Raw genomic sequence first — 22,562 nt, 5'->3', positions numbered from 1 at the left:
AGGCAAACTCGCTGCGCTCAGACAAGCCTTCCCACAATTCCCGACTGACAGCCGCCACATTTGGCAGCGTCCCAATGCGGAATTCAAATTCAACGGCAACTTCAACTTCAACCGCAACCGCAACCGCAACCGCAACCGCAACCCCCCTCAATGCAGCGGGATCGGTTTATCGAACGGCGGACGCAGCTTCATCCCAGCTTCTTCGCCATCTCCACATCAGTGATGCGAAAACCGAGGCTTTGATACAGCGCTATCGCCGCCTGGTTATGGCCGAAGGCGTGCAGGCTCATCTCGCGCAGGCCCAGCTCGCGTGCGATTGGTTCCGATGCCAGCATGGCGTCGCGGGCGTAACCTTGGCGGCGTTGCGGCGGCTCGATGAATAGATCGTAGATGAAGGCGGTTTGCCTGCCGCCGCTGTCTTGCTCCGACAGCCACAAGGTGCCGACGTTGGCGTTGCCGGGATCGGTGATCGTGAAAAAATGATGGCCCGGCGTCGCTAGGCCGGACGGCAGGTGTTTGACGAATTCGGCACGGGATTTGCGGTCCGCCTCGACAATCGGCCAGTCGCCGGCCGCCACTTTCTCTTGTGCGTATTCAGGAATAATGCGTTCCGCGAAAACATCAAATTCAGCTTCGCTCATTCGACGCAGCTTGACCATGGCGACCTTTCGTCAGGCGGGGTGTTTGGAGGTGCCCCTCCGGATGGCAGCCGGGTTGCGGCGACTGCTTGCTACAGGCTAGTAATCGAACGAAAGCTTGTCAATGTTGCGCTTATCAAATGGACGGAGCGCCAGGTTTTTTAACCGCCGTTAATAGATATCAGCTTTCTTCGTTTTATTGTTTGTTTCTAAATTGAAATATGCTAGTGTATCTCGCTTGACGATCCGGCTGGGAGGCCGGGTTGGCAGCAAAGGGGGGATGACATGTTCGTGTGTCGGGCACCTCGAAAAACCGTAGCGAGCGGTCCAAGGTCGGGTCGAGAAGCGCAGCCGTACGGAGGTACGGCGAGCATCACAGGCCCGAGATTGGGCCGCGCAGTAGGTTTCTCGAGGTGCCCACTTGTCATCCCTGTACATAGAGACTGTGGTCGAAGGGGAATAGGGGTCAACAGTATGAATGGAACAAAAGGGTTAGAAGGAAAAGATGTTTTACAAAGCCGCCGTGCGGTCATGACCGGCGCGCTGACAGTAGGGTTAGGTTTGGCGGCGGCAGCACTGCCGACGCAAGTACTGGCGAAGGAAGCCAAGACCCATGGCCTGGCGCTCGATCCCGCCAAATGGGGCGCGCGCAATCATCAGCAGCTGCAGTCCCTGCTGGCGCGCAATGGCAGCAGCAGCGCCGGCTACAATCCGAAGCGGCGGCCCTACGTGGTGTTCGACTGGGACAACACCAGCATCATGAACGACACCGAAGAAGCCTTGTTCATGTACCAGATCAATACGCTGTCGTTCAAGCTCAATCCGCAGGAATTCAGCGCCATCATCCGCCAGAATGTGCCGCCCGGTCCATTTGCCGCAGAATATAAAAACGCCGCCGGCAACATCGTCGAACTGGACGCCATCTGCGCCGATCTCGACAGCGATTATCAATACCTGCACGCCAATTACGAAAAATTCAAAGGCGCCAAGAAGCTCGATGAAATCCGCGAAACGCCGCAGTTCCAGGACTTCCGCGCCAAGCTCTATTACCTGTACGAAGCCGTCAACGCCACCTATGGCACCAACATCGGCTATCCGTGGGTGATTTATTTCTTTACCAATATGTCGGTCGAAGAAGTGCAAAAACTGGCCGAAGCCTCGAACGACCACAATCTCGGCCTGGGGCTGACCAAAACCAAATACACCAGTCCCGCAGCGATGCCCGGCAAGGCCGGCGTGGTCAACACCACGCACTTCCACGGGATTCGCCTGTGCACTGAAATCGCGACCCTGATGGATGCCTTCCGCCAAAGCGGCATCGACGTCTATGTCAGCACGGCTTCGCTGGAAGAAGTGGTCGCGGTGTTTGCCACCACCCCCAAATACGGCTACAACGTCAAGCGCGAGAAGATCCTCGGGCTGCGCCTGGAACGCGCCAACGGCCTGTACCTGAATAAATATAAAACCGGCTGGCCGATCAACTGGGGCCCGGGCAAAACCGAAATCATCAAGCGCGAACTGGTCGCCAGCAAAGGCTACGGCCCGATCTTCGTGGCCGGCGACAGCGACGGCGACTACGACATGCTGCGTGATTTCGAAGACACGCAACTGAGCCTGATCGTGAACCGCCTCAAGCATGGCAAGATCGGCGATCTTTGCAAAACCGCGGCAGAACAAATGACGGCAAAAACACCGCGTTTCCTGCTGCAAGGCCGGGTGGAATCGACCGGCAACTGGCTGCCGTCCGAAGCCACCATCAAGTACGACAAAACCAGCGAAACATTGCTGGCCTGACGGAGCTTGGCAGCGTGTGATTGCGGCAATCGCACGCTGCCGTTTTCAGTATTTTTTCAATGTGTTCTTAGCTTCACAATCGACTTGCCTGTTTCGACAATGCGGTCGGTGCAATATGTTTTTTTTATCCCTTAACCATATCAATAGTTGAATAGGTATTTTGATGAAGAATTTGCTGAAAATAGCTCTGGTGTTAGGCAGTCTGGCGACCTCGTTCGCCTTCGCCGAAGACGCTTCCAAGAAGATCACCGTCGGCCTGATCGCCACCACCACCCCTGAAGATACGCAAAAACGCTGGCAGCCGATGCTGGACGAATTGGCCAAATCGACCAAGATGGAAGTACGCACCGTCGTCTCCAGCAACTACAGCGACATCGTCGCCGGCCTCAAATCCAACACCATCCAGGTCGCCTGGTTAAGCAGCAAGAGCGCGCTGGAAGCGGTGGAAGACGGCCAATCGACCGTGTTCGCCCAAATGGTCAAGAAAGACGGTTCGCGCGGCTACAACTCGGTGCTGATCACGCCGCAAGCCAGCCCCATCAAATCGTTCGAAGACTTGGTAGCGAACAAAGGCAAGTACAGCTTCGCCGACGGCGAGAAAAGCTCGACCTCCGGCTACCTGGTGCCGGCCTACTATGCATTCTCCAAAAACAAGGTCGAGCCGGAAAAGCTGTTCAGCAAAATCAGCGTAGGCAATCATAAAAAGAATCTGCTGGCGGTGATCAACGGCGAAGTCGATGTGGCGACCAACAACACCGAAGAGCTGGATCGCATCAAGACGGAAGCGCCTGCGCAATTCAAGAAAGTGCGGGTGATCTGGACCTCGCCGCTGATTGCCAACGATCCTATCTTGTACCGCAAGGATTTGCCGCCCGACGTTCAAAAGAAGGTCAAGGATTTCTTCACCACCTATGGCAAGCAAAAGGGCGGCGTCAACCAGGCCGAAGTGCTGCAAAAAATACTGGATCTGTCCGGTTTCCAAAACTCCAGCGACGCCCAATTGAAACCGATCGCCGACCTCACCATGTTCGGTTTATTGCGCAGCAATATGTATGACGCCAGCTTGAGCACTGCGCAAAAACAAGCGGCATTCGACAAGATCACCGCCCGCTTCGGCAAGCTCGATGCGGCGCTGGAAATGGCACGTTCCAAATAAGCATCTCCCGCCTGTTGGGCACCTCTAAAAACCTACTGCGCGACTCAATCTCGGGGCTGTGATGCTCGCTGTACCTCCGTACAGCTGCAGGTGTTGCAACTTCGTCGCCCCGACCTTGAGCCGCTCGCTACGGTTTTTAGAGGCGCCCTTACGGCACGGATCGGGGCGGATTTTCCATCGCCCCGATCTACCGCCTCGATCGTCGTGCGATCTCCGACGATTCCTGCCGCCTCCGCTTACAACATCCCAAGATAATTTCTTGACCGCAATAGTCGGTTTACCTAGAGTGAATTGGCATTGATTGGTCCGCCAATTGCGCGAGGAGACAAGCCATGGCTAATGGAGCGTCGGACGCACTCAAGGTGCGCAGGGATGTCTGGAAACTCGATACCTGGGATCCGATCCTGGTGTGGTACGCGAAGGCGGTGGCCGAGATGCAGAGCCGGCCGATTAACGATCCCACCAGCTGGCGCTATCAAGCCGCGATCCATGAATACATCCGCGACAGCGATCCGTATGCGACGGTGGCCGACAAGCTGCCATCCGACCGCCAGCGGTTCTGGAACCAATGCCAGCACAGCACCTGGTTTTTCCTGCCCTGGCACCGGATGTATTTGCTGTATTTCGAACAGATCGTGGCCGCCGCCGTGGAAAAACTCGGCGGCCCGAAGGACTGGGCGCTGCCGTACTGGAACTACAGCGAATACCGCAGCATCGACAAAGTGCTGCAACTGCCGCCAGCGTTTTACGCAATCAATACCCCGGATGGGAAGCCTAATCCACTACGGGTCGAACAACGCGATTCGGGCTTGAACGACGGCGTTCCGATTCACTTCCAGAGCCCCGAGCAAGATGTCGATTTGTCTTGCCTGGGCGATGCCCTGTTCGTCGGGCTGGCCGAAGGAGGGCATCCCGGTTTTGGCGGACCCTCGACACGGAGCCCGCGCCATGGCGGCGGACCCGGCGGCGGCCTGGAAACGACGCCGCACGGCGATATGCACATCGCAGTCGGCGGCCCGGCCGGTTTCATGAGCAGCTTCGCGACCGCCGCGCTGGACCCGATTTTCTGGCTGCATCATGCCAACATCGACCGCCTCTGGGATGTCTGGACCGGCCGCGCCGGGCATGCCAATCCGACCGACAAGAATTGGCTGACGCAGCGTTTTGAATTTCATGACAAGGATGCCGAAGCGGTCGCGTTGACGCCAGGCCAGGTGCTGACAACGACGGTTGCGCCGTTGGCCTATCGTTATGAAGATGTCACGGACCCGCAAGCGCAGCCTGACCGCAAGCTGGCATTTGCCGTGCGCAGCCCCGTCATGCCGAGCGCATCGGTGCCGGAAATGGTTGGCGCCACCGACCATGCCGTCGCCCTTACCGCCAGCGCGGCGACCACCGCCAGCATGAACATAGTCACAGCGACCGGCCCGGCCCGCATGGCGATGGCCGCCGGCCCCGGTACAACGCGGCAGAGCGCCTACCTCAATATCGAAAACATCACCAGCAACGGCGTGCCCGGCAGTTACGCGGTGTACTTGGACCTGCCGGCCGGCGCCGACCCGCAGCAGCATCAGGATTTGTTCGCCGGCACGTTGCCGATGTTCGGCGTCGCAGAAGCATCCCGCCCGGATCAGGAACATCCCGGCAGCGGGCTGCAGTATGTGTTGGAGGTGAGCGCGATCATCGAACGGCTGAAGGCGCAAGGTCTGTGGGACCCAAGCAGGCTTGCCATTACCTTCGTCGCGCGCCGGCAGCAGGGCGGCTACGCGGATGTCCAGATCGGCCGCGTCAGCCTTTATTACCAATGAAGGTTTTTTCTCCCGAGCGCGATGGCGCTGCGGCCAGCGCGCCGCATGCGCTGCAAACGGCTTCGCGCCGGGTGTCGCAATTCGCGGATCGGCACCCGGAATGGTGGCTGCCGGCGCTCAGCCTGGGAGCGTGGAGCGCATTGTTCTGGCAGCACGCACAGCAAGCTGCGACGGGGACGCATCCGGCCCATCACATGCATCACGCAGCAGGCACAGCGGCCGGCTGGGGCAGCGACCTTGTCGGCTGGGTGCTGATGGTGGCCGCGATGATGCTGCCGCTGGTGATCGATCCGGCACATACTGCCGCCCTCAGGAGTCTATGGCGCCGCCGCCACCGTGCCATCGCCGGCTACCTGAGCGGTTACCTTGCCGTCTGGATGATCGCCGGGCTGGTCAGCCTGACGCTGCTGGCCGCAATTAAAGTGAGTTTTGCAGAGCAAAGCAGGGCGCTCGCTTTCGGATTTGCGATAGCCGCAGCCTGGCAGCTGACGCCATACAAACGCCTGGCGCTCAGCGCCTGCCATCGCACGATGCCGCTGGCGCCGCGCGGCTGGCGCGCCGACTACGACTGCATCCGTTATGGCTTGCAAAGCGGCCGGAGTTGCGTGTTGAGCTGCTGGGCGCTGATGCTGCTGCCGATGCTGGCTTCGCACAACTTGTGGTTGATGCTAGTCGCCAGCGCGGTGTGCGCCGTCGAGCGCTATCGGCCACGCCCCGAGGTCGAGATCATCGGCGCCGGGCTGATTGTTATTGCGGCCGGGCTGCTGGTTTACTGAGCGTATCCATTCAGTCAATTCAGGATGCGTAGGTCGGAAAAGCGCAGCCCTTGCAGGGCGCGTATCCGCTTGCAAGCGGATACCGTTCCGCAGGCAGATGGCATGCCATCTGAAACCCCTGCTACACCCTTCCGACGGCGTGAATCGCATCAGCCGGTCAAGCCCTTGGCTTTTTAGCGGTCGGCGGCACGTCGGAAGGCGCTACGCTTTTCCGACCTACGGTTTTTCGAGGCGCCCTTATGTTCAGAAGTGACGCAAAGCCGCCTCACCTCCCCACCACAATAGCCTCATCCACCAAGCGCACAGTCGCCGTCCCCACATCGTTCTTCACCTCCCAAACCTGCTTGCCGATACGGATTTCCACGCCTTCATGAATAGTCCGGCCGACTTGCACGCTGGCCTGATCTAGCGGCACGTTTTTTTCTTTCAGCTGGGTCTGTTCCTTCGCCAGGGTAGTGATGTCGTGCTGCAGCTGGCGGCGGGTGGCTTCGACTTTTTCGCCCAAGCCGTCTGCTGCCTTGTGCGGGTTGTTCTGGAAATGCACGAGCAGTTGCTGGACTTTTTCCAGCTCTCCCTTTTTGCGTTGCTGCAGTTGTTGGTTGACCGCCAGTTGCTGCTCCAGGAACGGGTCGAAGCCGACTTGCACCTGGGTTTTGACGCCGGTGGCAGAGCCCAGGATGATCGCCTTGACGGTATTGCCGGCCTGGATTTCTCCGCCGATGATCTGGCCGCTCCTGGAACCCTGCTTGCCGACGACGACGGCATTTCCGGCCAGCAGGGTGGATTGGCGCACGCTGCCGGTGACGGCGATCGAATCGGCCGCTTCGATATGCGCGTGTTCCATGAACAGCGCTTGCACCGAACCCTTGCAGAAAATCTTGGCAGTCGCCGGCGGCAGGGTCACGACGCCGGTCTGGGTGCCGGAATGGCCGATCACGCCGCCGGCTACCGAGACGCTGCCGCCGGCGTTGATTTCCGACGCTTCTATCATGCCGCCGACGATGACGTCGCCCGTTACGTTCAGGCGCATGCCGGCCTTGATGTCGGCGCTGACCCGGACCGTGCCGTCGAACTGGATGTTGCCGGTGCCGAGGTCGACGTTCTCGACCTGGACCACGGGATTGACCATGACGCCGTTTTCGACCAATACCGGCTGGCCTGCGATGCTGGCCAGCAGCAGGTTGGGATCGTCTTCGGCGGGGGTGGCGCCTTGCAGCTTGGGGTTGAACACGATGTCGGCCATCGGCTTGGGAAGGATCTCGCGGCCCCGGATATCCATGCCGTTGCGGCCGGCGACGGGCGGGGTGCGGCGCATCAGGCGGTCGCCGGGGTCGACCAGCAGCATGCGCACCAGGTCGGCGTATTGAATCCGCGCCAGCTCATCGTCCTGCGTGATTTTGGATAGTTCGGCCTCTTTCTCGGCCAGCAGGCTGTCGAGCCGGGCCGGGCTGCCTTCTTCCGGCCAATCGCCGCTGGCGATGATCAGGTCCTGGCAGTGGCCCGCCGCCAGCGCTGCCTCCAGCTGTTCGTGCAGGATGCCGTACACCACTCCGTGTTCGAGCAAGGCGTCCATCACGGCAAAGTCGACCCGTTTGCCGCCCTGGGGCGGGATCAAGGTCAGCCTGGCGGTCATCAGATCGTCCGCCAGGTGCAGCTGAAATTCGCCGTCGCGGCGCTCGCCGATCACCATGCTGAACGGCTCTTCGGCATCGAGTGCGGCGCTGATGAAGTAGGTCAGGGCGGTTTCGTTCAGATGAAATTCGCCAAAGCCGCTGTCGGCCACAGCCTGCTTCAGCGTCGACAAATCCAATGGCGGCAAGTCGGCCATCGGCGAAAACGTTGCCTGCAACTCGCCACTGTCCTCATCCAGGTCAAATGCCAGCGCTGGCATGCCCGAAGTCAGTTGTTCCATGCTTCCCCTTATCTTTTTTATCTGCTGCTTTTAGGTCACCTCTAAAACCTACTGCGCGACCCAATCTCGGGGCTGTGATGCTCGCCGTACCTCCGTACGACTGCGCTTCTCGCCCCGACCTTGGGCCGCTCGCTACGGTTTATAGAGGCGTCCTTGATTTGTGTCTGATCGTTATATCGGCAACAGGATAAAAAATATGAAGGGGTTTTGTCATTGTTTGTCACTATTCATCGATGGCATCTCATAGCAGTTCAACGCTTAACAGGTTCAAATAGCAACTTTCACGCGTGGTGGCGACAAAGTCGAGCAGGTAGGCTTGCTGCGACACTTCCGGCAGGCAGGCGGCATAAAGACGGCCGGTCAGGCCGTTGGCCGTGATTCGTTTGGCCATTACGTAATCGCGGTTCAGATAATTTTGTGCGGCCCAGATCGGCAGGGTGGCGATGCCGCGCCGGCTGGCGACCAGTTGCAGCATTGCCACCGTCAGTTCGGTGGTGCGGCGGGCGGTCTGGATGCCGGCCGGTTTCAGCACCTGGCGCACGATGTCCAGCATATCGTCCGGCACCGGGTAGGTGATCAGCGTGTCGCTGGCAAAATCCTCGGCCACCAGGTAGTCGCGCCCGGCCAGCGGGTGATCGTGCGCCACCAGGGCCACGATCTCGAAGCTGAACAGCGCGTGGTAATCGACTTTTTCATCGGGATCGACTTCGGCCACGATCGCGACGTCGGCCCGGTGCTCATACAGCAAGCCGACCGGGTCGGCCTGGAAGCCGGAGACGATGTCCAGCTCGACCTCGGGCCAGCGCTTGCGGAAGATATCCATGGCCGGCATCAGCCAGTCGAAGCAGGTGTGGCATTCCACCGCGATCCGCAACTGGCCGGCCACGCCTTGCGCCAGTCGCACCAGGTCGCGCTCGGTTTCGGCCACTTGCGGCAGCACCGCGTCGGCCAGTTTCAACAATCGCTCGCCGGTAGGCGTAAAGCGCACCGGCACCGATTTGCGCTCGAACAGGGTGGCGCCGTGGTGTTCTTCCAGTTGCTTGATCTGATGCGACAGCGCCGATTGCGTCACATTCAGCAGTGTCGCTGCGCGCAGCAGGTTGCCGGCTTCGCGCAGCGCGTGCAGGGTCTTTAAATGGCGTAGTTCCAGGATCGATTGCATGACCGTCTTTCCGGCACCTCTAAAACCTACTGCGCCCCCCAATCTCGGAGCTGCGATGCTCACCGTACTTCCGTACGGCTGCGCTTCTCCCTCCGACCTTGGGGCGCTCGCTACGGTTTTAGAGGCGCCTTTTTGTTTGAGTATTAGTAAAATTCAAGTTGATTCTGAGTATTTATCGTTTGAATCATAATTCAAGCTAAGCCAACATGCGTCATCGAACTTGTTATTTATGGAGATAAAGATGGCATTGGCACATGTTTTGGGTTTTCCGCGGATTGGCGCTCAGCGCGAATTGAAATTTGCCCAGGAGTCGTTTTGGCAAGGCAGTTCCGACGAGGCCGCATTGCGCGCCACCGGCGCGGCCTTGCGGGCGCGTCATTGGCGGGCGCAAGCCGATGCCGGCCTGGATTTCGTCACGGTCGGCGACTTTGCCTGGTACGACCAGGTGCTGGGCACGCTGGCGCTGCTGGGGGCGATTCCGCGCCGCTTCGGCTTCGATCCCAAACAGTTGACCTTGGCCGATTACTTCACGCTGGCACGCGGCAGCAAACAGCACTTCGCGATGGAAATGACCAAGTGGTTCGATACCAACTATCACTACCTGGTGCCGGAATGGAGCGCCGATGTCCGCTTCGACGGCGGCGTCGACTGGTTGCTGGACGAGATCGCCGAAGCGCGCGCGCTCGGCCATCGGGTCAAGGTGGCGCTGGTCGGCCCGCTGACCTTGCTGTATCAGGGCAAGATCAAATCCGGCCTGGCGCACAAACTGGATCTGTTGCCGCAAGTGGTGGCCGGCTATCGGCAATTGCTGCAGCGCCTGCAGCTGGCCGGGATTGAATCGGTGCAGATCGACGAGCCTATCCTGGCGCTGGAACTGGATCACGCATGGCGCGACGCTTTTGCGCCGACCTATGCGCAACTGACGCCCAACGCGCCGCCGCTGCTGCTGACCACTTATTTTGGCGAAGTGAGCGAACATGCGGCGCTGCTGCAAGCGCTACCGGTGGCGGGGGTGCATCTGGACCTGGTGCGCGGCGCCGATCAACTCGACGGCTTTGTGAGCGGCTGGCCGCAGGACAAAGTGCTGTCGCTGGGTGTGGTCGATGGCCGCAATCTGTGGCGCACCGATCTGGACCGGGTACTGGGCCAACTGGCGCCGTTGCAGGCCAAGCTGGGCGATCGGCTGTGGCTGGGCTCCAGCTGCTCGTTGCTGCATGTGCCGGTCGATCTGGCGCATGAGGACAAACTGGATGAAGAACTGAAAAGCTGGCTGGCATTTGCCACCCAAAAACTGGCGGAAATCGTCGCCTTGAAGCAGGCATTGAACGGCAATGCCGCCGCGGTGGAAGCGCAATTCGCCGCCTCGCGCGCAGCCCAGGCCAGCCGCCGCACGTCGACCCGGATCCACAATCCGCTGGTGCAAAAACGTCTGGCTGCGGTTACCGCCGGCGATGCCCAGCGCGCCGCCGCTTTCGACACCCGGATCGCCAAACAGCAAGCCAAATGGCAACTGCCGGCATTCCCGACCACCACCATCGGTTCGTTCCCGCAGACCAGCGAAATCCGGCAGGCGCGGGCCGCCTACAAGCGCGGCGAAATCGGCCACCTGGACTATCTCGACAAGATGCGCAACGAGATCCGCCTGGTGGTGCAAAAGCAGGAGGAGCTGGGGCTGGACGTGCTGGTGCACGGCGAGCCGGAACGCAACGACATGGTCGAATATTTCGGCGAACAATTGTGGGGCTACGCCTTCACCGCTAACGGCTGGGTGCAAAGCTACGGTTCGCGCTGCGTCAAACCGCCTATCATTTACGGCGATGTCTATCGTCCGGAAGCGATGACCGTCGGCTGGAGCCAGTTCGCGCAGACCCTGACCGCCAAGCCGATGAAGGGCATGCTGACCGGGCCGGTGACCATGCTGCAATGGTCGTTCGTGCGCGACGACCAGCCGCGCGAAACCACCGCGCTGCAAATCGCGCTGGCCTTGCGCGACGAAGTGTGCGACCTGGAACGCGCCAGCATCGGCATGATCCAGATCGACGAACCGGCGTTCCGCGAAGGCTTGCCGCTGAAGGCGCGCGACTGGCCGCATTACCTGGATTGGGCGGTGCGCGCGTTCAAGATCAGCGCCGCCGGGGTCGGCGATGAAACGCAGATTCACACCCATATGTGCTACTCGGAATTCAACGACATCCTGCCGTGGATCGCGGCGATGGATGCCGATGTGATCACCATCGAAACCTCGCGTTCGGATATGGAGTTGCTGGACGGCTTCGGCCAATTCGCCTACCCCAACGACATCGGCCCCGGCGTCTACGACATCCATTCGCCGCGGGTGCCGCAGGTGGATGAAATGGAGCGCCTGTTGCGCAAGGCGCGCGGCGTGATTCCCGATGAGCGCTTGTGGGTCAATCCGGATTGCGGCCTGAAAACCCGCGGCTGGCCGGAGACTTATGAGGCGCTGGAGAATATGGTGCTGGCAGCGAAGCGTTTGCGGCAGTCGGTGGAGCAGGAGCGTAACGTCGCGTGATGCGTTAAACCGAGTTTGGTAGGGCGGATGAGCGCAGCGTTATCCGCCGTTCTGGATGCGTCAAGCACAAGCGGCACATCAAACGGCGGATAACGCTACGCTCATCCGCCCTATCTTGTTACGGAGCATTAATCGGCAACACAATCCATTCGGAGCAAAAACGCCTCAATGAAATTCCCTATCATGGCCGGCGGTTCGCGCCGATAAATCAAGGCCACGGCAGACCGCGATTTCCGTTCCGGCAGCGCCAGAAAATGCACCCCCGCCGGCGCCACTTCCTGCATGCTCTCCGGCACGATCGCAATCCCCAAATTCGCCTCGACCAAATTCAGCAGCGAAGATTTGCGCGAGGTCGCCCGCGCCACCTTCGGGAAGAAACCGTGGCGCATGCACAGTTCGGCCACCAGGTAGCTCAAGCCGCCTCTATCCTTGTGCGGGATAGACACAAAATGCTGTTCACGCAGCTCCGTTATCTCAATCGCGGTTCTTTGTGCAAACAGGTGTTGCTTCGATACCGCGACCACCAGCTTTTCTTCAAACAGCGTTTGCACCAGGATGTTCGGGAATTTGCGCAGGATAGGCAAGCGTACCAAACCGAAATCTGCGCGTCCTTCGTCGATGTCGAGCGCCTGATGCTCCGAGGCGGCCCTGGAAATGTCCAGCGACACCCCCGGAAATTGCGCCAGCAACTGGTTCAACGCAGACCCGATAGCGGCCGACAAGGTGACCGAACTCGAATGCAATAGCCTGATCGTGCCTTGTTCACCCTTGCTCACATGCTGGGTCTGCACCACCGCATCGGCCAAATCCTCAAGAATACGTTTGCTTCTCTCGTAAAAAAGCTGTCCGGCCTGCGTTAATTCGATATGCCGCGAATCGCGCTGCAGCAGCGATACCTGCATCGAGGTTTCAAGCTCCTTGATTTGCCGGCTGAGCGCCGATTGCGCGATGTACAGCCTCTCCGCCGCATTGGTGTAACTGCCGGCGTCGACGATCTCGACAAAATAATTTAGCTGTCTAAGTGAAATCATTCCATGCCATTTTGAGATGGTTAAGCGCCGCATTTGGTATTGGCGTTGGCCCGGTCCAAGCGGCTACAGTGACTGCAGGCAATTGCAGCTACACGCGAAAAAAGTAGTATTGCCGCTTGTCTTGCCGAAGGTCAATCTATTTGGATCCCAGCGCAGCAGGCATAACATTTCACTGAAGGAGGGTATGGTGCTTGATTTCATATTGATTGCCGCGGCGCTGATAGGTGTCTGCATCAGCATCGCCGGCAATATCATTTTTTTGCAGCGCCGAAAGAGAAGTGAGGACCGAAGGGCGCACCGATAAAGCAAAAAGCCGCCGGTTGTGAACGGGCGGCTTTTAATGAACTACGAATCGATCATGCCAAGAAACTTATTTCATGCGCTTCGACGTCAATGCGATCTCAGGCGATCCATTTTGATAGTGCGGTAAATGCGCCTAGGGCAACCACCACGATGGTGCCTAGTTTGATGGTCAGGCGTAGCTCCAGCTCACGCAAATCCGCCTTGGTAGCAACCTCTGCAGAATCATGCGCTTCTTTAACTGCGTTAGAGATGGCCTCAGCCTGCGATGCAGGCACACCCGCAGCCTCAAGCGTTTTAACGAATTTATGCGTATCAAATGTGACTGTTGCCATAGCCAAGCCTCCTGTCCGCCGGATTTTATCACGTTGCTTGTAGCACCATTTTTTCAACTGCCGGTAATCCGACCAAAAACTCTTGATTTGACTCCATGCCGCACTTCCTTGTAGCTATCAAGAAGATCGCGCAAAGACTCGATGCAACGATATTTCTTGATAAATAGCGATCTTTCATGTCAGAATCGCAAATCACAATGGTAATGCAAATCATTATCATTCAATAATAAATATCAAGGGAATCGTTTTTATGAATTTGAAGTTGAAAAGCTTGACCGTCCATTGTGCCCAAGCGTTGCCGCTGCTGTGCGGCGGTGCACTGATTAGCGCCACTCCTGCGTTTGCGCAAGGCGAGGCAACCCTGGAAACCGTGGTGGTGACTGCCACCGGCTACGAACAAAAGATCAAGGATGCGCCCGCCACGATCAGCGTGATTACCAGGGAGCAGCTGGAAAAGCAGCCGTTCAATAATTTGCAGGATGCGGTCAGCCATCTGGAAGGCGTCAGCATTGTCGGCGGCGACAATAATTCAAAAGACATTTCGATCCGCGGCATGCCCGGCGAATACACGCTGATCCTGGTCGACGGCAAGCGCCAGGGCACGCGCGAGACCAGTTCACGCGGCACCGGCGGCGTGCAATCGAGCTTGATTCCGCCGTTGGCGGCGATCGAACGGATCGAAGTGGTGCGCGGCCCGATGTCGTCGCTATACGGCTCGGATGCGATCGGCGGCGTCATCAATATCATCACGCGCAAGGTGCCCAAAGCCTGGGGCGGGGCGATCAATGCCAGCACCATGCTGCAACAGCGATCCAATCTCGGCAACGAGTACCAAGGCGATTTCTATCTGGCCGGACCGATCAAGGACAATGTGGTCGGACTCCAGCTGTACGGCAATTTGAATACCCGCGAAGAAGACAAAATCGTCGACGGCACCAGCCAGACCGATACGCGCGCGATCACCGCCAAACTCGGCATCAAGCCTGCGGCCAATCAAGACATTACGCTGGAAGCAGGGCATGAAGACCTGAAGCGGACCTATACCCCGGGCAAAACGATCACCGTCGACGACAGCAAAGAAGAAGTCGAAAACTCGCGCACCCACTGGGCGGCATCGCATAGCGGCCGTTGGGATTTCGGCACCACCGATCTCAGCCTGTATCAGGAAATCGGCAAGCTCAATGACAAGACCTTCGGCGTTGCCGGCGCCGAAGCCGCCACTGCCAGCCCCAAAATCACCAACACCATCCTGGACGGCCAAGTGACTTTGCCGTTCGCCAGCAACGTGCTCAAGATGGGCGGCCAATACAGCGACAATAAATTGGAAGGGACCGCGGCGGAAAGCCCCACCCGCATCGGCAGAACCACGATCAATTACATGAATCCTGGTTCCATCACGCGCAAGTCGTGGGCGCTGTTCGCCGAAGATGAATACTTCGTCACCAGCAAGCTGTCGCTGACCGGCGGTTTGCGTCTGGACCATGACGACAAATACGGCCGCCACTTCAACCCGCGCGCTTACGCGGTGTATCAGCTGGCGCCTACACTGACCTTGCGCGGCGGCGTCGCCAAGGCGTTCCGCGCACCCAATCTGCGTCAGAGTTCGGCAGGTTATGTGATGTCCAGCGGCGGCCCGACCTCGATGCCCGGCGTGTTGTACGGCAATCCGGATTTGAAAGCGGAAACCAGCATCAACCAGGAAATCGGCTTGCGCTACGACGGACCGGACGGCGTGATCGCCAACCTGACGATTTTCAATAACGATTTCAAGGACAAGATCGTCAGCGACTATGCGCGCATGAACGATCCGATTACCGGCCTGCCGCTATATACCTACAACAACATCGCCAAGGTCAATATCAGGGGCGTCGAAGCCGGCTTGACCTTGCCGCTGGCGAAGCAATGGAAATTGTCCGGCAACTACACCTATACCGATTCGCGCCGTGAAAGCGACGGCGAAACCGCGTTCAACGGCAGTTCGTTGAAAGGGCAGCCGCTGGATAAAACCCCGAAACATGCTGCCAACGTCAAACTCGACTGGCTGCCGCGCGACGGCGTCACGGCGTTTGCCCGGGTCAACTATGTCAGCGAACAGTTCTGGGCGGCGTACCGCAATGGCGGCACCGGCGTGCGGACCCGTCCTGCCACCACCACCTTCGATCTGGCCGCGTCCTATGCGATCAATAAAATGCTGACCTTGAATGCGGCGCTGCTGAACGTCACCGACAAGGTGGTGGACATCGACGAGCGGCCGCGGGCGACGGTCAAAGGCAATTGGTTGGTGGATGAAGGGCGTCGTTTGTGGCTGGGCTTGAACGCGCGTTTCTAACCATGAAGTAGGGCGGATGAGCGCAGCGTTATCCGCCGCTTGATGTGCCACCTGCGCTTGACGCATCCAAAAACGGTGGATAACGCTACGCTCATCCACCCTACTTCACGCAAGATTTCGCTGTACCAGCATGACTCCTTCTGAGGCCACGCTCTAAAATTTTCTTTGTCGCACTGGCTGCTTTGGGCTTTTAATAAGACCCCATCAAAACAGCCTCGCTGCGACCTCTATGACATCCCCGAAGCACCCGATCTTGCACTTTGTTCACGGCAATAGCTTCCCGTCCGGTACTTATCGGCGTTTTCTGGATTGCCTTCGCAGCGATTACGACGTCCGTTCGCTCGACATGCATGCGCACAATCCGCAATATCCGGTGACTGACGGCTGGCCGGAGCTGGTGCAGGAGCTGATCGACGAACTGGCCGCGCGCTACGACCAGCCGGTGATTCTGCTGGGACATTCGATGGGTGGCGGCCTGGCGTTGATGGCGGCGCAACAGCGTCCCGATCTGGTACGTTGCGTGCTGATGCTCGATACGCCGGTGGTGGCCGGCTGGCGTGCCGGCGTGCTGCGGGGCGCCAAAGCGTTCGGCATCGACTGGCTGTTTTCGCATGCGCGCTTTTCGGAGAAGCGCCGCAATCTGTGGCCCAGCGTCGAAGCCGCGTACCAGCACTTCGCCGCCAAGCCGGTGTTCGCCAGCTGGCCGCCCGAGGTGTTGCGCGACTACATACAATATGGGATGGCAGAAGAGCAGGGCCAACTGACCTTGCGCTTTCGGCGCGAGATTGAAACGGCGGTCTATCGCACCGTGCCGCACGATATGGGACGTTCGATCCGGCGCGGTTTTCCGGTGCCGATCGGCTTTGTCGGCGGCACCGATTCGGTCGAGTGCCGCCAGGCCGGCCTGGCCGCGACGCGCCGTCTGGTCGGGCGCTATTTCCTGAAAATCCCGGGCGGGCATTTGTTTCCGATGGAGTCGCCGGAACTTGCCGCCAAGGCCACGCATCAGATGATCCAGTCTCTCTTAAGCAATTCAAAATCACCGTCGCGCTAAGCCGATCTCCGCTTGCAACTCAGGTTGTGCCACATCGCCGCACCGCCCCCGAACCGCTCGCACCCGTTTCCGGAGGCGACCCCAAGCAGCCGATTTGGGTGTCGCTGACGGCGCATGTTGTAGGATACAGGGCTATTTCCATCGAATATTGTTATGCGATCAACGAAAAAATCAAACCAAGAATCAAATCAACGTCAGTCCGGCAAGGCCAAACAGGGCGGCAGTCTGATGCGCGGTCTGTTATTCACCATGGGCGGCCTGGCGCTGGCCGGAGCCGTGATCGGCGGCTTGCTGCTGGTGTATGTGCTGGTCGTGATGGCGCCGCAATTGCCCGACCTGAATGCCATCACCGACTATCGGCCCAAAGTGCCGCTGCGTATCTATACCGCCGATCACGTGCTGATCGGCGAGTTCGGCGAGGAGCGGCGCAGTCTGGTCAAATTACAGGACATCCCGGACAACATGAAAAAAGCGGTGCTGGCGATTGAAGATGCGCGCTTTTATCAGCATGGCGGCATCGACGTCATCGGCATCCTGCGCGCCGGCGTGACCGACCTGCTGCACGGCGGCGCCTCGCAGGGCGCCAGCACCATCACGATGCAGGTGGCGCGCAATGTGTTCCTGTCGAGCGAAAAAACCTACTCGCGCAAGATTTATGAAATCCTGCTGGCGTACAAGATCGAGACGGCCTTGACCAAGGACCAGATTCTCGAGGTCTATATGAACCAGATTTTCCTGGGCCAGCGCTCGTACGGTTTTGCGGCTGCCGCCCGCAGCTATTTCGGCAAGGACCTGAAAGACATCAGCCTGGCGCAAGCGGCCATGCTGGCCGGTTTGCCGAAAGCGCCGTCGGCCTACAACCCGGTGGTCAATCCAAAACGCGCCAGGCTGCGTCAAGCCTATATCCTGAAGCGCATGCTCGAGCTGAAATTCATCGACCAGCAGCAATACGACGATGCCTTGCGCGAAGACATCCAGGTCAAGACCAACGGCAATAGCTTCAGCGTGCATGCCGAATACGCGATCGAAATGGTGCGCCAGATGCTGTACGCGCAATACAAGGATGAGACCTACACCCGCGGCCTGACGGTGATCACCACGCTCAATGCGGCGGATCAGAAAGCGGCTTACGACGCGGTGCGCAAGGGCGTGATGGATTACGACCGGCGCCACGGCTATCGCGGGCCGGAAGCCTCGATCGAGTTGCCGGCGGATGGCGATCAGCGCGACCAGGCGATCGAAGAGGCGTTGCAGGACAGGCCCGACAATGACGACATCGTGCCGGCCGTGGTGCTCAAAGCCGATGCCAAGCACGTGCAAGCAATGCTGCGCAACGACACCGTCATCACTATCAGCGGCGACGGTTTGCGCTTTGCCGCTTCCGCGTTGGGTTCCAAAGCCGGCAAGAATGTGCGGATCCAGCCGGGTTCGGTGATCCGCGTGATCGACGGCGCGAAAGGCTGGCAAATCACGCAGCTGCCGCAAGTGGAAGCGACCTTGGTATCGCTGACGCCGCAAACCGGCGCCATCAAATCATTGATCGGCGGTTTTGATTTCAACCAGAATAAATTCAATCACGTGACCCAGGCCTGGCGTCAGCCCGGTTCCTCGTTCAAGCCGTTCATCTATTCCGCCGCGCTTGAAAAAGGCTTCGGTCCGGCCTCCATCATCAACGATGCGCCGGTGTCGTATCCGGGCGGTCCCGGTCAGGATGCGTGGGAGCCGAAAGATGACGACCAGCCGGATGGCCCGATGCCGTTGCGGACTGCCTTGCAAAAATCGAAAAACCTGGTGTCGATCCGCTTGCTGGATGCGATCGGCGTCAAGTACGCGCAGGATTTCGTGACCAGCCATTTCGGATTCGATGTCGACAAGACCCCACCGTATCTGCCATTGGCGCTGGGTGCCGGGCAAGTCACGCCGCTGCAACTGGTGGGCGCTTATGCCATCCTGGCCAACGGCGGCTACCGCGTGCAGCCGTACCTGATCGCCCAAGTCACCGATGCCCGCGGCAACCAGCTGTCCAAGATCGAACCGCAGGTCGCCGGCCAGAACGCGACACGGGTGCTGGATGCGCGCAATAGCTATGTGATGACCAGCTTGCTGCAGTCGGTGGCGCAGCGCGGCACCGGGGCCGGCACCAATGCGCTGCACCGGACCGACCTGGCCGGTAAAACCGGTACCACCAACGACGCGTTCGACGGCTGGTTTGCCGGCTACCAGAATTCGCTGGTGGCGGTTGCATGGATGGGCTACGACCAGCCGAGAACGCTAGGCAGCCGCGAGTTCGGCGCGCAACTGGCGTTGCCGATCTGGACCGAATACATGGGCCGTGCGTTGCGCGGCGTGCCGGAACATCAGATGCCGATGCCGGACGGCGTGACCAGGATCGACAATGAACTTTATTTCGATAACCTGACGCCGGGCAACGGCTTCATAGGCTCGCTCGGACTCGGCGCCGGTAACGGCAATGCCAGCGCCAGCGCCGAGAGTCCGGAGGGCGCGCCGGCGCCGACGGAGGAAGAGGAAAAGAGCAATATCCTCAAGCTATTCGGCGGTCATTAAATCCGCAGAACACCTTGCTCAAATAAAGAAAGCCGGCAATCCCCGCGATGGGGATTGCCGGCTTTTTATTTAACATCGTCGCAGATCAGCGCATGACCAAGCCATAAGACCCGTAATACACCGCAAACATCGCCGCGATCTTGGCTACGTAGAGCGCGGCGTTGTGACGTGCGCGCAGCGCGACTTCGAAGTGATTGCGAGTTACCAGCAGGGCGATCAGCGAGGTCGCGAACAGGAAGTGGCCGATGGCGTCGACCATGCCGAACGGAATCACCGCCGCAATGAAAAACCCGAGCAGCACAAAGATGCCGCCTTTCGACGACAAGCGGCCGAACAAGATGAAATAGGCGCAAACGAACTCGACGAAACCGGCGCTGAACAGGAAGAACTCTGGATTGAACCCGAACGCCAGCTGCGGATTTTCGGCCAGCAGGTGATAGAAGTTATCGGGATAGGCGAATTTTTCGATCGCGCCCCACAGCAAGGTGAAGCAGGTAAACAGCCGCAGCACGAACAGCGAGACCGCCGTGTGCTTGCCCTTATACAGCGACTCCAGCATCAGGAACGCGGCGATGCCGATAAAGATTGTGTAGTCGAGCAGGTGGTACAGATTGAACTCGGCGACCGCATACCCATACAGTGCAAGAATCCCTACCCCCGCCAGGAAAGCGGTCCGCTTGAACAGCGCGCAGCAGGCGATGGCGATTTGCGTCGCGAAGACCAACTTGTTATGCGTGTGCAGTTCCGGCGTCAGGATAATTTCTTGCGAGCTCAGCACCAGCGTAAAAAAGAAGGCCGCCACGGTATAGCGCATGAACGGCTGGACATAGCGCCCCAGCTTGTCGTCAAGACGCGCCGCCAGGTCGGCCGGCGACAGGCGATTGTCGATCGCCGTGACAAGAAACACCGCCGCCGCACTCAGCGCCATCAGCAGCCAGAACAGCGGATTGCCAGCCACTTCCGCAATCGCCTGCGGCGGATGGCTGCTGTCGAAACCGACGAACCACTTGACGTGAGCCTCGGCCAGCAGCGACACAAAAGCCCCCAGCCCCGCCAGCATTTTTCCAAAACCCGATAGTCCCGACTGCCTTACTTTCATGAAAAACCGCCTCTCGCATTGATTCAAAAAATGCGGAGTGTAGGCAGCTTGATCGTGGCAGGCCACGAAGCTCAAGAATTCATTAAAGAGCCAGCGGACTTCGACGATGCTTGCTTTGCCAGTTCTGCGTAGGAAGTGTTGTATTTTGGAAAATTAACAATATTTAAGCTTTCCCTTATTGCCATTGTGAAACGGCCCTCTTAGAATCGCCGTTCGCAAAAAAATAGCAAGAAGGCAATGAGATGGGGAAGTCGGGTCAACAGGAGAAACGTCGCGGAAGTAGGCTTTTTTCTGCAACAGCATCGGCCGCACTGATATTAAGCGGTGCTGTACACAACGTCGCTGCGCAAGTCGCAACACCCGAGGTTCGAGCCGCCGAGGAACGCGCTGCGCAGGAAAGATTGCGGCGTCAGGAAGAGCGCATCCGCGAGCAGCAATACCAGCTTCAGCCCAAGGCCGATGTCCTCAGTCCGGCAGCGGACGCCGCCACTGCAACCGAGCTGCCGCTGGAATCCCCCTGTTTCGTGCTCAGGGAAATATCCTTGACCGGTGCCGGCATCTCGCGTTTTAGCTGGCTGCAAGAGCAAACCTTGCCGTTCCTGAATCGTTGCATTGGCGTCCAAGGCTTGAGCCGGATCGCGTCGGTGCTGGACGCCAAACTGATTAAACTCGGCTATGCGACCACACGCGTCAGCCTGCCGCAACAAAACCTGCAAAGCGGCAAATTGGAACTGGTCCTGCATGTCGGACGCATCGCAACCGTGCGCATGGTCAAGTCCGGTGACCCGGCCGCGGCGGCGGCAGCCGACGACAACTGGGGCACCTGGCGCAATGCCTTCCCGGGCCTGCCGGCGCTCGGCGCGGGCGACATCCTGAACATCCGCGACCTGGAGCAAGGCGTCGAACAAATGAAGCGCCTGCCCAGCCAGACGGTCGCCACCCGCATCGAGCCGGGAGTGGATGCGGACACCAGCAACATCGTCATCGAACGCCAAAGCGGCACGCTGCAAGACCGCATCCGCGGCGGCATCACGGTCGACAATTCCGGCAGCGAAAGTCTGGGCCGGGCGCAGCTAGCTAGCTATCTGGCGATCGACAATCCGCTCGGCATCAACGATATTCTCAACCTCAGCGCCAACAGCAACCTGAGCCAGCCGGAAGCCAATCATCGCAGTCAAAGCCTGGCCTTCAACTACAGCCTGCCGTTCGGCTACAACACCTTCACCCTGTCCGACAGCGTCAGCCGCTTTGCCCAGATGGTGCAGGCAACCACCGCCAGATTCCTCTCCAGCGGCAGCAGCGAGACGGCCGAATTCAAATGGCACCGCACCATCGTGCGCACCGCCTCGGCCAAATTCGGCCTCTACGCCGGCGTGCTGAACCGCCGCGCCAATAGCTACCTGGACGATGTTGAATTGGTGCTGTCGCGGCGCCGCACCACCAGCCTGGAAGCCGGCGTCACTTACAAGAAATTGATAGCGGCAGGCGAGCTGGACCTGGATCTGGGCTACCGGCGCGGCATGCCGTGGTTCAACGCCGAGGACGATATGCCGCAAGGCGGCCCGACCACGCGCCCGCAAATCTGGAGCCTGGATCTCAACTACAGCCAGCCGTTCAGCATCGGCCCGCAGCCGCTCCAATACAACGCCTCGCTGCACGGCCAGAGCAGCAACGACACCTTGCTGGCGGTAGACCAGATTGCGATCGGCAGCCGCTACAGCGTGCGCGGCTTCGACGGCAATAGCGTGCTGCTGGCCGACAGCGGCTTCTACCTGCGCAATGAACTCGCAATGCCGGCCAAGCTGATCGCCGGCGTCGACACGCAGCTCTATGCAGGGCTGGACCTCGGCCGGGTCTGGGGGCCAAACCAGGTCAACCTGATCGGCAACAAGCTGGCCGGCGCCGCGATCGGCGTGCGCGGCAAATGGCAAGCCCTGCAATTGGACGCATCGCTGGGAACTCCGCTGTATCAACCGGCAGGCTTCAAGACCCATCACGTGAATCCGTACGTCGCGTTGACCTACGGGTTTTGAAGCGAGCCACCAGAAGTAGGGCGGAAAAGCGTAGCGCCTT

General features: G+C 59.3%; 16 protein-coding genes. 10 read left to right on the top strand and 6 right to left on the bottom strand.

Annotated features, from left to right (window positions below):
• A partial coding sequence (locus tag ACFPM8_RS06240; RefSeq protein ID WP_378996123.1) for a hypothetical protein occupies positions 1–223 on the top strand: 223 nt, incomplete at its 5' end.
• On the opposite strand, the gene ACFPM8_RS06235 is transcribed toward ACFPM8_RS06240, so the two are convergent.
• The gene (locus tag ACFPM8_RS06235; RefSeq protein WP_378996121.1) at positions 189–641 is read right to left on the bottom strand and encodes a GNAT family N-acetyltransferase; all 453 of its coding nucleotides are present in this window, start codon (positions 639–641) and stop codon (positions 189–191) included. The genes ACFPM8_RS06240 and ACFPM8_RS06235 overlap by 35 nt on opposite strands.
• A 471-nt stretch (positions 642–1,112) precedes the next feature.
• Here ACFPM8_RS06235 and ACFPM8_RS06230 point away from each other — a divergent pair, with 471 nt between their 5' ends.
• The 4 genes from ACFPM8_RS06230 to ACFPM8_RS06215 all read left to right on the top strand — a co-directional run bounded on the left by ACFPM8_RS06230 (position 1,113) and on the right by ACFPM8_RS06215 (position 6,172).
• Positions 1,113–2,432, top strand: a complete 1,320-nt coding sequence (locus tag ACFPM8_RS06230) for an HAD family hydrolase (protein WP_378996119.1) — start codon at positions 1,113–1,115, stop codon at positions 2,430–2,432.
• A gap of 163 nt (positions 2,433–2,595) precedes the next feature.
• Complete coding sequence (gene phnD, locus ACFPM8_RS06225) at positions 2,596–3,588, top strand: phosphate/phosphite/phosphonate ABC transporter substrate-binding protein (RefSeq protein ID WP_378996117.1); 993 nt, start codon at positions 2,596–2,598, stop codon at positions 3,586–3,588.
• A 332-nt stretch (positions 3,589–3,920) separates the two neighbouring features.
• Positions 3,921–5,396, top strand: a complete 1,476-nt coding sequence (locus ACFPM8_RS06220) for a tyrosinase family protein (RefSeq protein WP_378996115.1) — start codon at positions 3,921–3,923, stop codon at positions 5,394–5,396.
• Positions 5,393–6,172 (top strand): copper chaperone, encoded by a 780-nt coding sequence (locus ACFPM8_RS06215; RefSeq protein ID WP_378996112.1) that lies wholly within the window; start codon positions 5,393–5,395, stop codon positions 6,170–6,172. Before ACFPM8_RS06220 ends, ACFPM8_RS06215 begins: the two co-directional genes overlap by 4 nt.
• A 265-nt stretch (positions 6,173–6,437) precedes the next feature.
• Here the strand turns inward: ACFPM8_RS06215 and ACFPM8_RS06210 are convergent, their stop codons facing one another.
• Both ACFPM8_RS06210 and ACFPM8_RS06205 read right to left on the bottom strand, forming a co-directional pair.
• Positions 6,438–8,084: a DUF342 domain-containing protein gene (locus ACFPM8_RS06210; RefSeq protein WP_378996110.1), complete on the bottom strand. Its 1,647-nt coding sequence runs from the start codon at positions 8,082–8,084 to the stop codon at positions 6,438–6,440.
• 241 nt (positions 8,085–8,325) lie between these two features.
• Positions 8,326–9,246 carry a LysR family transcriptional regulator gene (locus ACFPM8_RS06205; RefSeq protein WP_378996109.1) on the bottom strand — a complete coding sequence of 307 codons (921 nt, stop codon included), beginning with the start codon at positions 9,244–9,246 and terminating at the stop codon, positions 8,326–8,328.
• A gap of 241 nt (positions 9,247–9,487) precedes the next feature.
• Between ACFPM8_RS06205 and metE the strand changes: the two genes are divergently transcribed.
• Entirely contained in the window at positions 9,488–11,776 is a 2,289-nt protein-coding gene (gene metE / locus ACFPM8_RS06200) for a 5-methyltetrahydropteroyltriglutamate--homocysteine S-methyltransferase (RefSeq protein WP_378996107.1), read from the top strand.
• 128 nt (positions 11,777–11,904) lie between these two features.
• Here metE and ACFPM8_RS06195 read toward each other — a convergent pair whose 3' ends face one another.
• Entirely contained in the window at positions 11,905–12,807 is a 903-nt protein-coding gene (locus tag ACFPM8_RS06195) for a LysR family transcriptional regulator (RefSeq protein ID WP_378996105.1), read from the bottom strand.
• A gap of 401 nt (positions 12,808–13,208) precedes the next feature.
• Positions 13,209–13,442, bottom strand: coding sequence for a CCDC90 family protein (locus tag ACFPM8_RS06190; protein WP_378996103.1), 234 nt, complete (start codon positions 13,440–13,442; stop codon positions 13,209–13,211).
• Positions 13,443–13,692: 250 nt separating this feature from the next.
• On the opposite strand from ACFPM8_RS06190, the gene ACFPM8_RS06185 reads away from it, so the two are divergent.
• The 3 genes from ACFPM8_RS06185 to ACFPM8_RS06175 all read left to right on the top strand — a co-directional run bounded on the left by ACFPM8_RS06185 (position 13,693) and on the right by ACFPM8_RS06175 (position 19,390).
• Entirely contained in the window at positions 13,693–15,771 is a 2,079-nt protein-coding gene (locus tag ACFPM8_RS06185) for a TonB-dependent receptor domain-containing protein (protein WP_378996101.1), read from the top strand.
• A gap of 229 nt (positions 15,772–16,000) precedes the next feature.
• Positions 16,001–16,825 carry an alpha/beta hydrolase gene (locus ACFPM8_RS06180; RefSeq protein WP_378996099.1) on the top strand — a complete coding sequence of 275 codons (825 nt, stop codon included), beginning with the start codon at positions 16,001–16,003 and terminating at the stop codon, positions 16,823–16,825.
• A 153-nt stretch (positions 16,826–16,978) separates the two neighbouring features.
• Positions 16,979–19,390 (top strand): penicillin-binding protein 1A, encoded by a 2,412-nt coding sequence (locus ACFPM8_RS06175; protein WP_378996098.1) that lies wholly within the window; start codon positions 16,979–16,981, stop codon positions 19,388–19,390.
• Between the two features lie 85 nt (positions 19,391–19,475).
• Here the strand turns inward: ACFPM8_RS06175 and ACFPM8_RS06170 are convergent, their stop codons facing one another.
• A complete protein-coding gene (locus ACFPM8_RS06170) occupies positions 19,476–20,489 on the bottom strand; it encodes a hypothetical protein (RefSeq protein ID WP_378996096.1) in 1,014 nt (337 codons plus the stop codon).
• Positions 20,490–20,731: 242 nt separating this feature from the next.
• Here ACFPM8_RS06170 and ACFPM8_RS06165 point away from each other — a divergent pair, with 242 nt between their 5' ends.
• Entirely contained in the window at positions 20,732–22,522 is a 1,791-nt protein-coding gene (locus ACFPM8_RS06165; protein ID WP_378996094.1) for a ShlB/FhaC/HecB family hemolysin secretion/activation protein, read from the top strand.
• Positions 22,523–22,562: the final 40 nt, after the last annotated feature.

It is taken from the genome of Paraherbaspirillum soli, from assembly GCF_042654985.1.
GTDB classification, from domain to species: Bacteria; Pseudomonadota; Gammaproteobacteria; order Burkholderiales; family Burkholderiaceae_D; genus Paraherbaspirillum; species Paraherbaspirillum soli.
The sequence above is the reverse complement of the archived record's forward strand: the minus strand, read 5'-3'. Positions and strand labels throughout refer to the sequence as shown.

What these genes read in the sequence shown, in the direction of transcription:
- ACFPM8_RS06235 (WP_378996121.1), bottom strand. Translation starts at nt 641, where the DNA reads ATGAGCGAAGCTGAATTTGATGTTTTCGCGGAACGCATTATTCCTGAA.
- ACFPM8_RS06230 (WP_378996119.1), top strand. Translation starts at nt 1,113, where the DNA reads ATGAATGGAACAAAAGGGTTAGAAGGAAAAGATGTTTTACAAAGCCGC.
- phnD (WP_378996117.1), top strand. Translation starts at nt 2,596, where the DNA reads ATGAAGAATTTGCTGAAAATAGCTCTGGTGTTAGGCAGTCTGGCGACC.
- ACFPM8_RS06220 (WP_378996115.1), top strand. Translation starts at nt 3,921, where the DNA reads ATGGCTAATGGAGCGTCGGACGCACTCAAGGTGCGCAGGGATGTCTGG.
- ACFPM8_RS06215 (WP_378996112.1), top strand. Translation starts at nt 5,393, where the DNA reads ATGAAGGTTTTTTCTCCCGAGCGCGATGGCGCTGCGGCCAGCGCGCCG.
- ACFPM8_RS06210 (WP_378996110.1), bottom strand. Translation starts at nt 8,084, where the DNA reads ATGGAACAACTGACTTCGGGCATGCCAGCGCTGGCATTTGACCTGGAT.
- ACFPM8_RS06205 (WP_378996109.1), bottom strand. Translation starts at nt 9,246, where the DNA reads ATGCAATCGATCCTGGAACTACGCCATTTAAAGACCCTGCACGCGCTG.
- metE (WP_378996107.1), top strand. Translation starts at nt 9,488, where the DNA reads ATGGCATTGGCACATGTTTTGGGTTTTCCGCGGATTGGCGCTCAGCGC.
- ACFPM8_RS06195 (WP_378996105.1), bottom strand. Translation starts at nt 12,807, where the DNA reads ATGATTTCACTTAGACAGCTAAATTATTTTGTCGAGATCGTCGACGCC.
- ACFPM8_RS06190 (WP_378996103.1), bottom strand. Translation starts at nt 13,442, where the DNA reads ATGGCAACAGTCACATTTGATACGCATAAATTCGTTAAAACGCTTGAG.
- ACFPM8_RS06185 (WP_378996101.1), top strand. Translation starts at nt 13,693, where the DNA reads ATGAATTTGAAGTTGAAAAGCTTGACCGTCCATTGTGCCCAAGCGTTG.
- ACFPM8_RS06180 (WP_378996099.1), top strand. Translation starts at nt 16,001, where the DNA reads ATGACATCCCCGAAGCACCCGATCTTGCACTTTGTTCACGGCAATAGC.
- ACFPM8_RS06175 (WP_378996098.1), top strand. Translation starts at nt 16,979, where the DNA reads ATGCGATCAACGAAAAAATCAAACCAAGAATCAAATCAACGTCAGTCC.
- ACFPM8_RS06170 (WP_378996096.1), bottom strand. Translation starts at nt 20,489, where the DNA reads ATGAAAGTAAGGCAGTCGGGACTATCGGGTTTTGGAAAAATGCTGGCG.
- ACFPM8_RS06165 (WP_378996094.1), top strand. Translation starts at nt 20,732, where the DNA reads ATGGGGAAGTCGGGTCAACAGGAGAAACGTCGCGGAAGTAGGCTTTTT.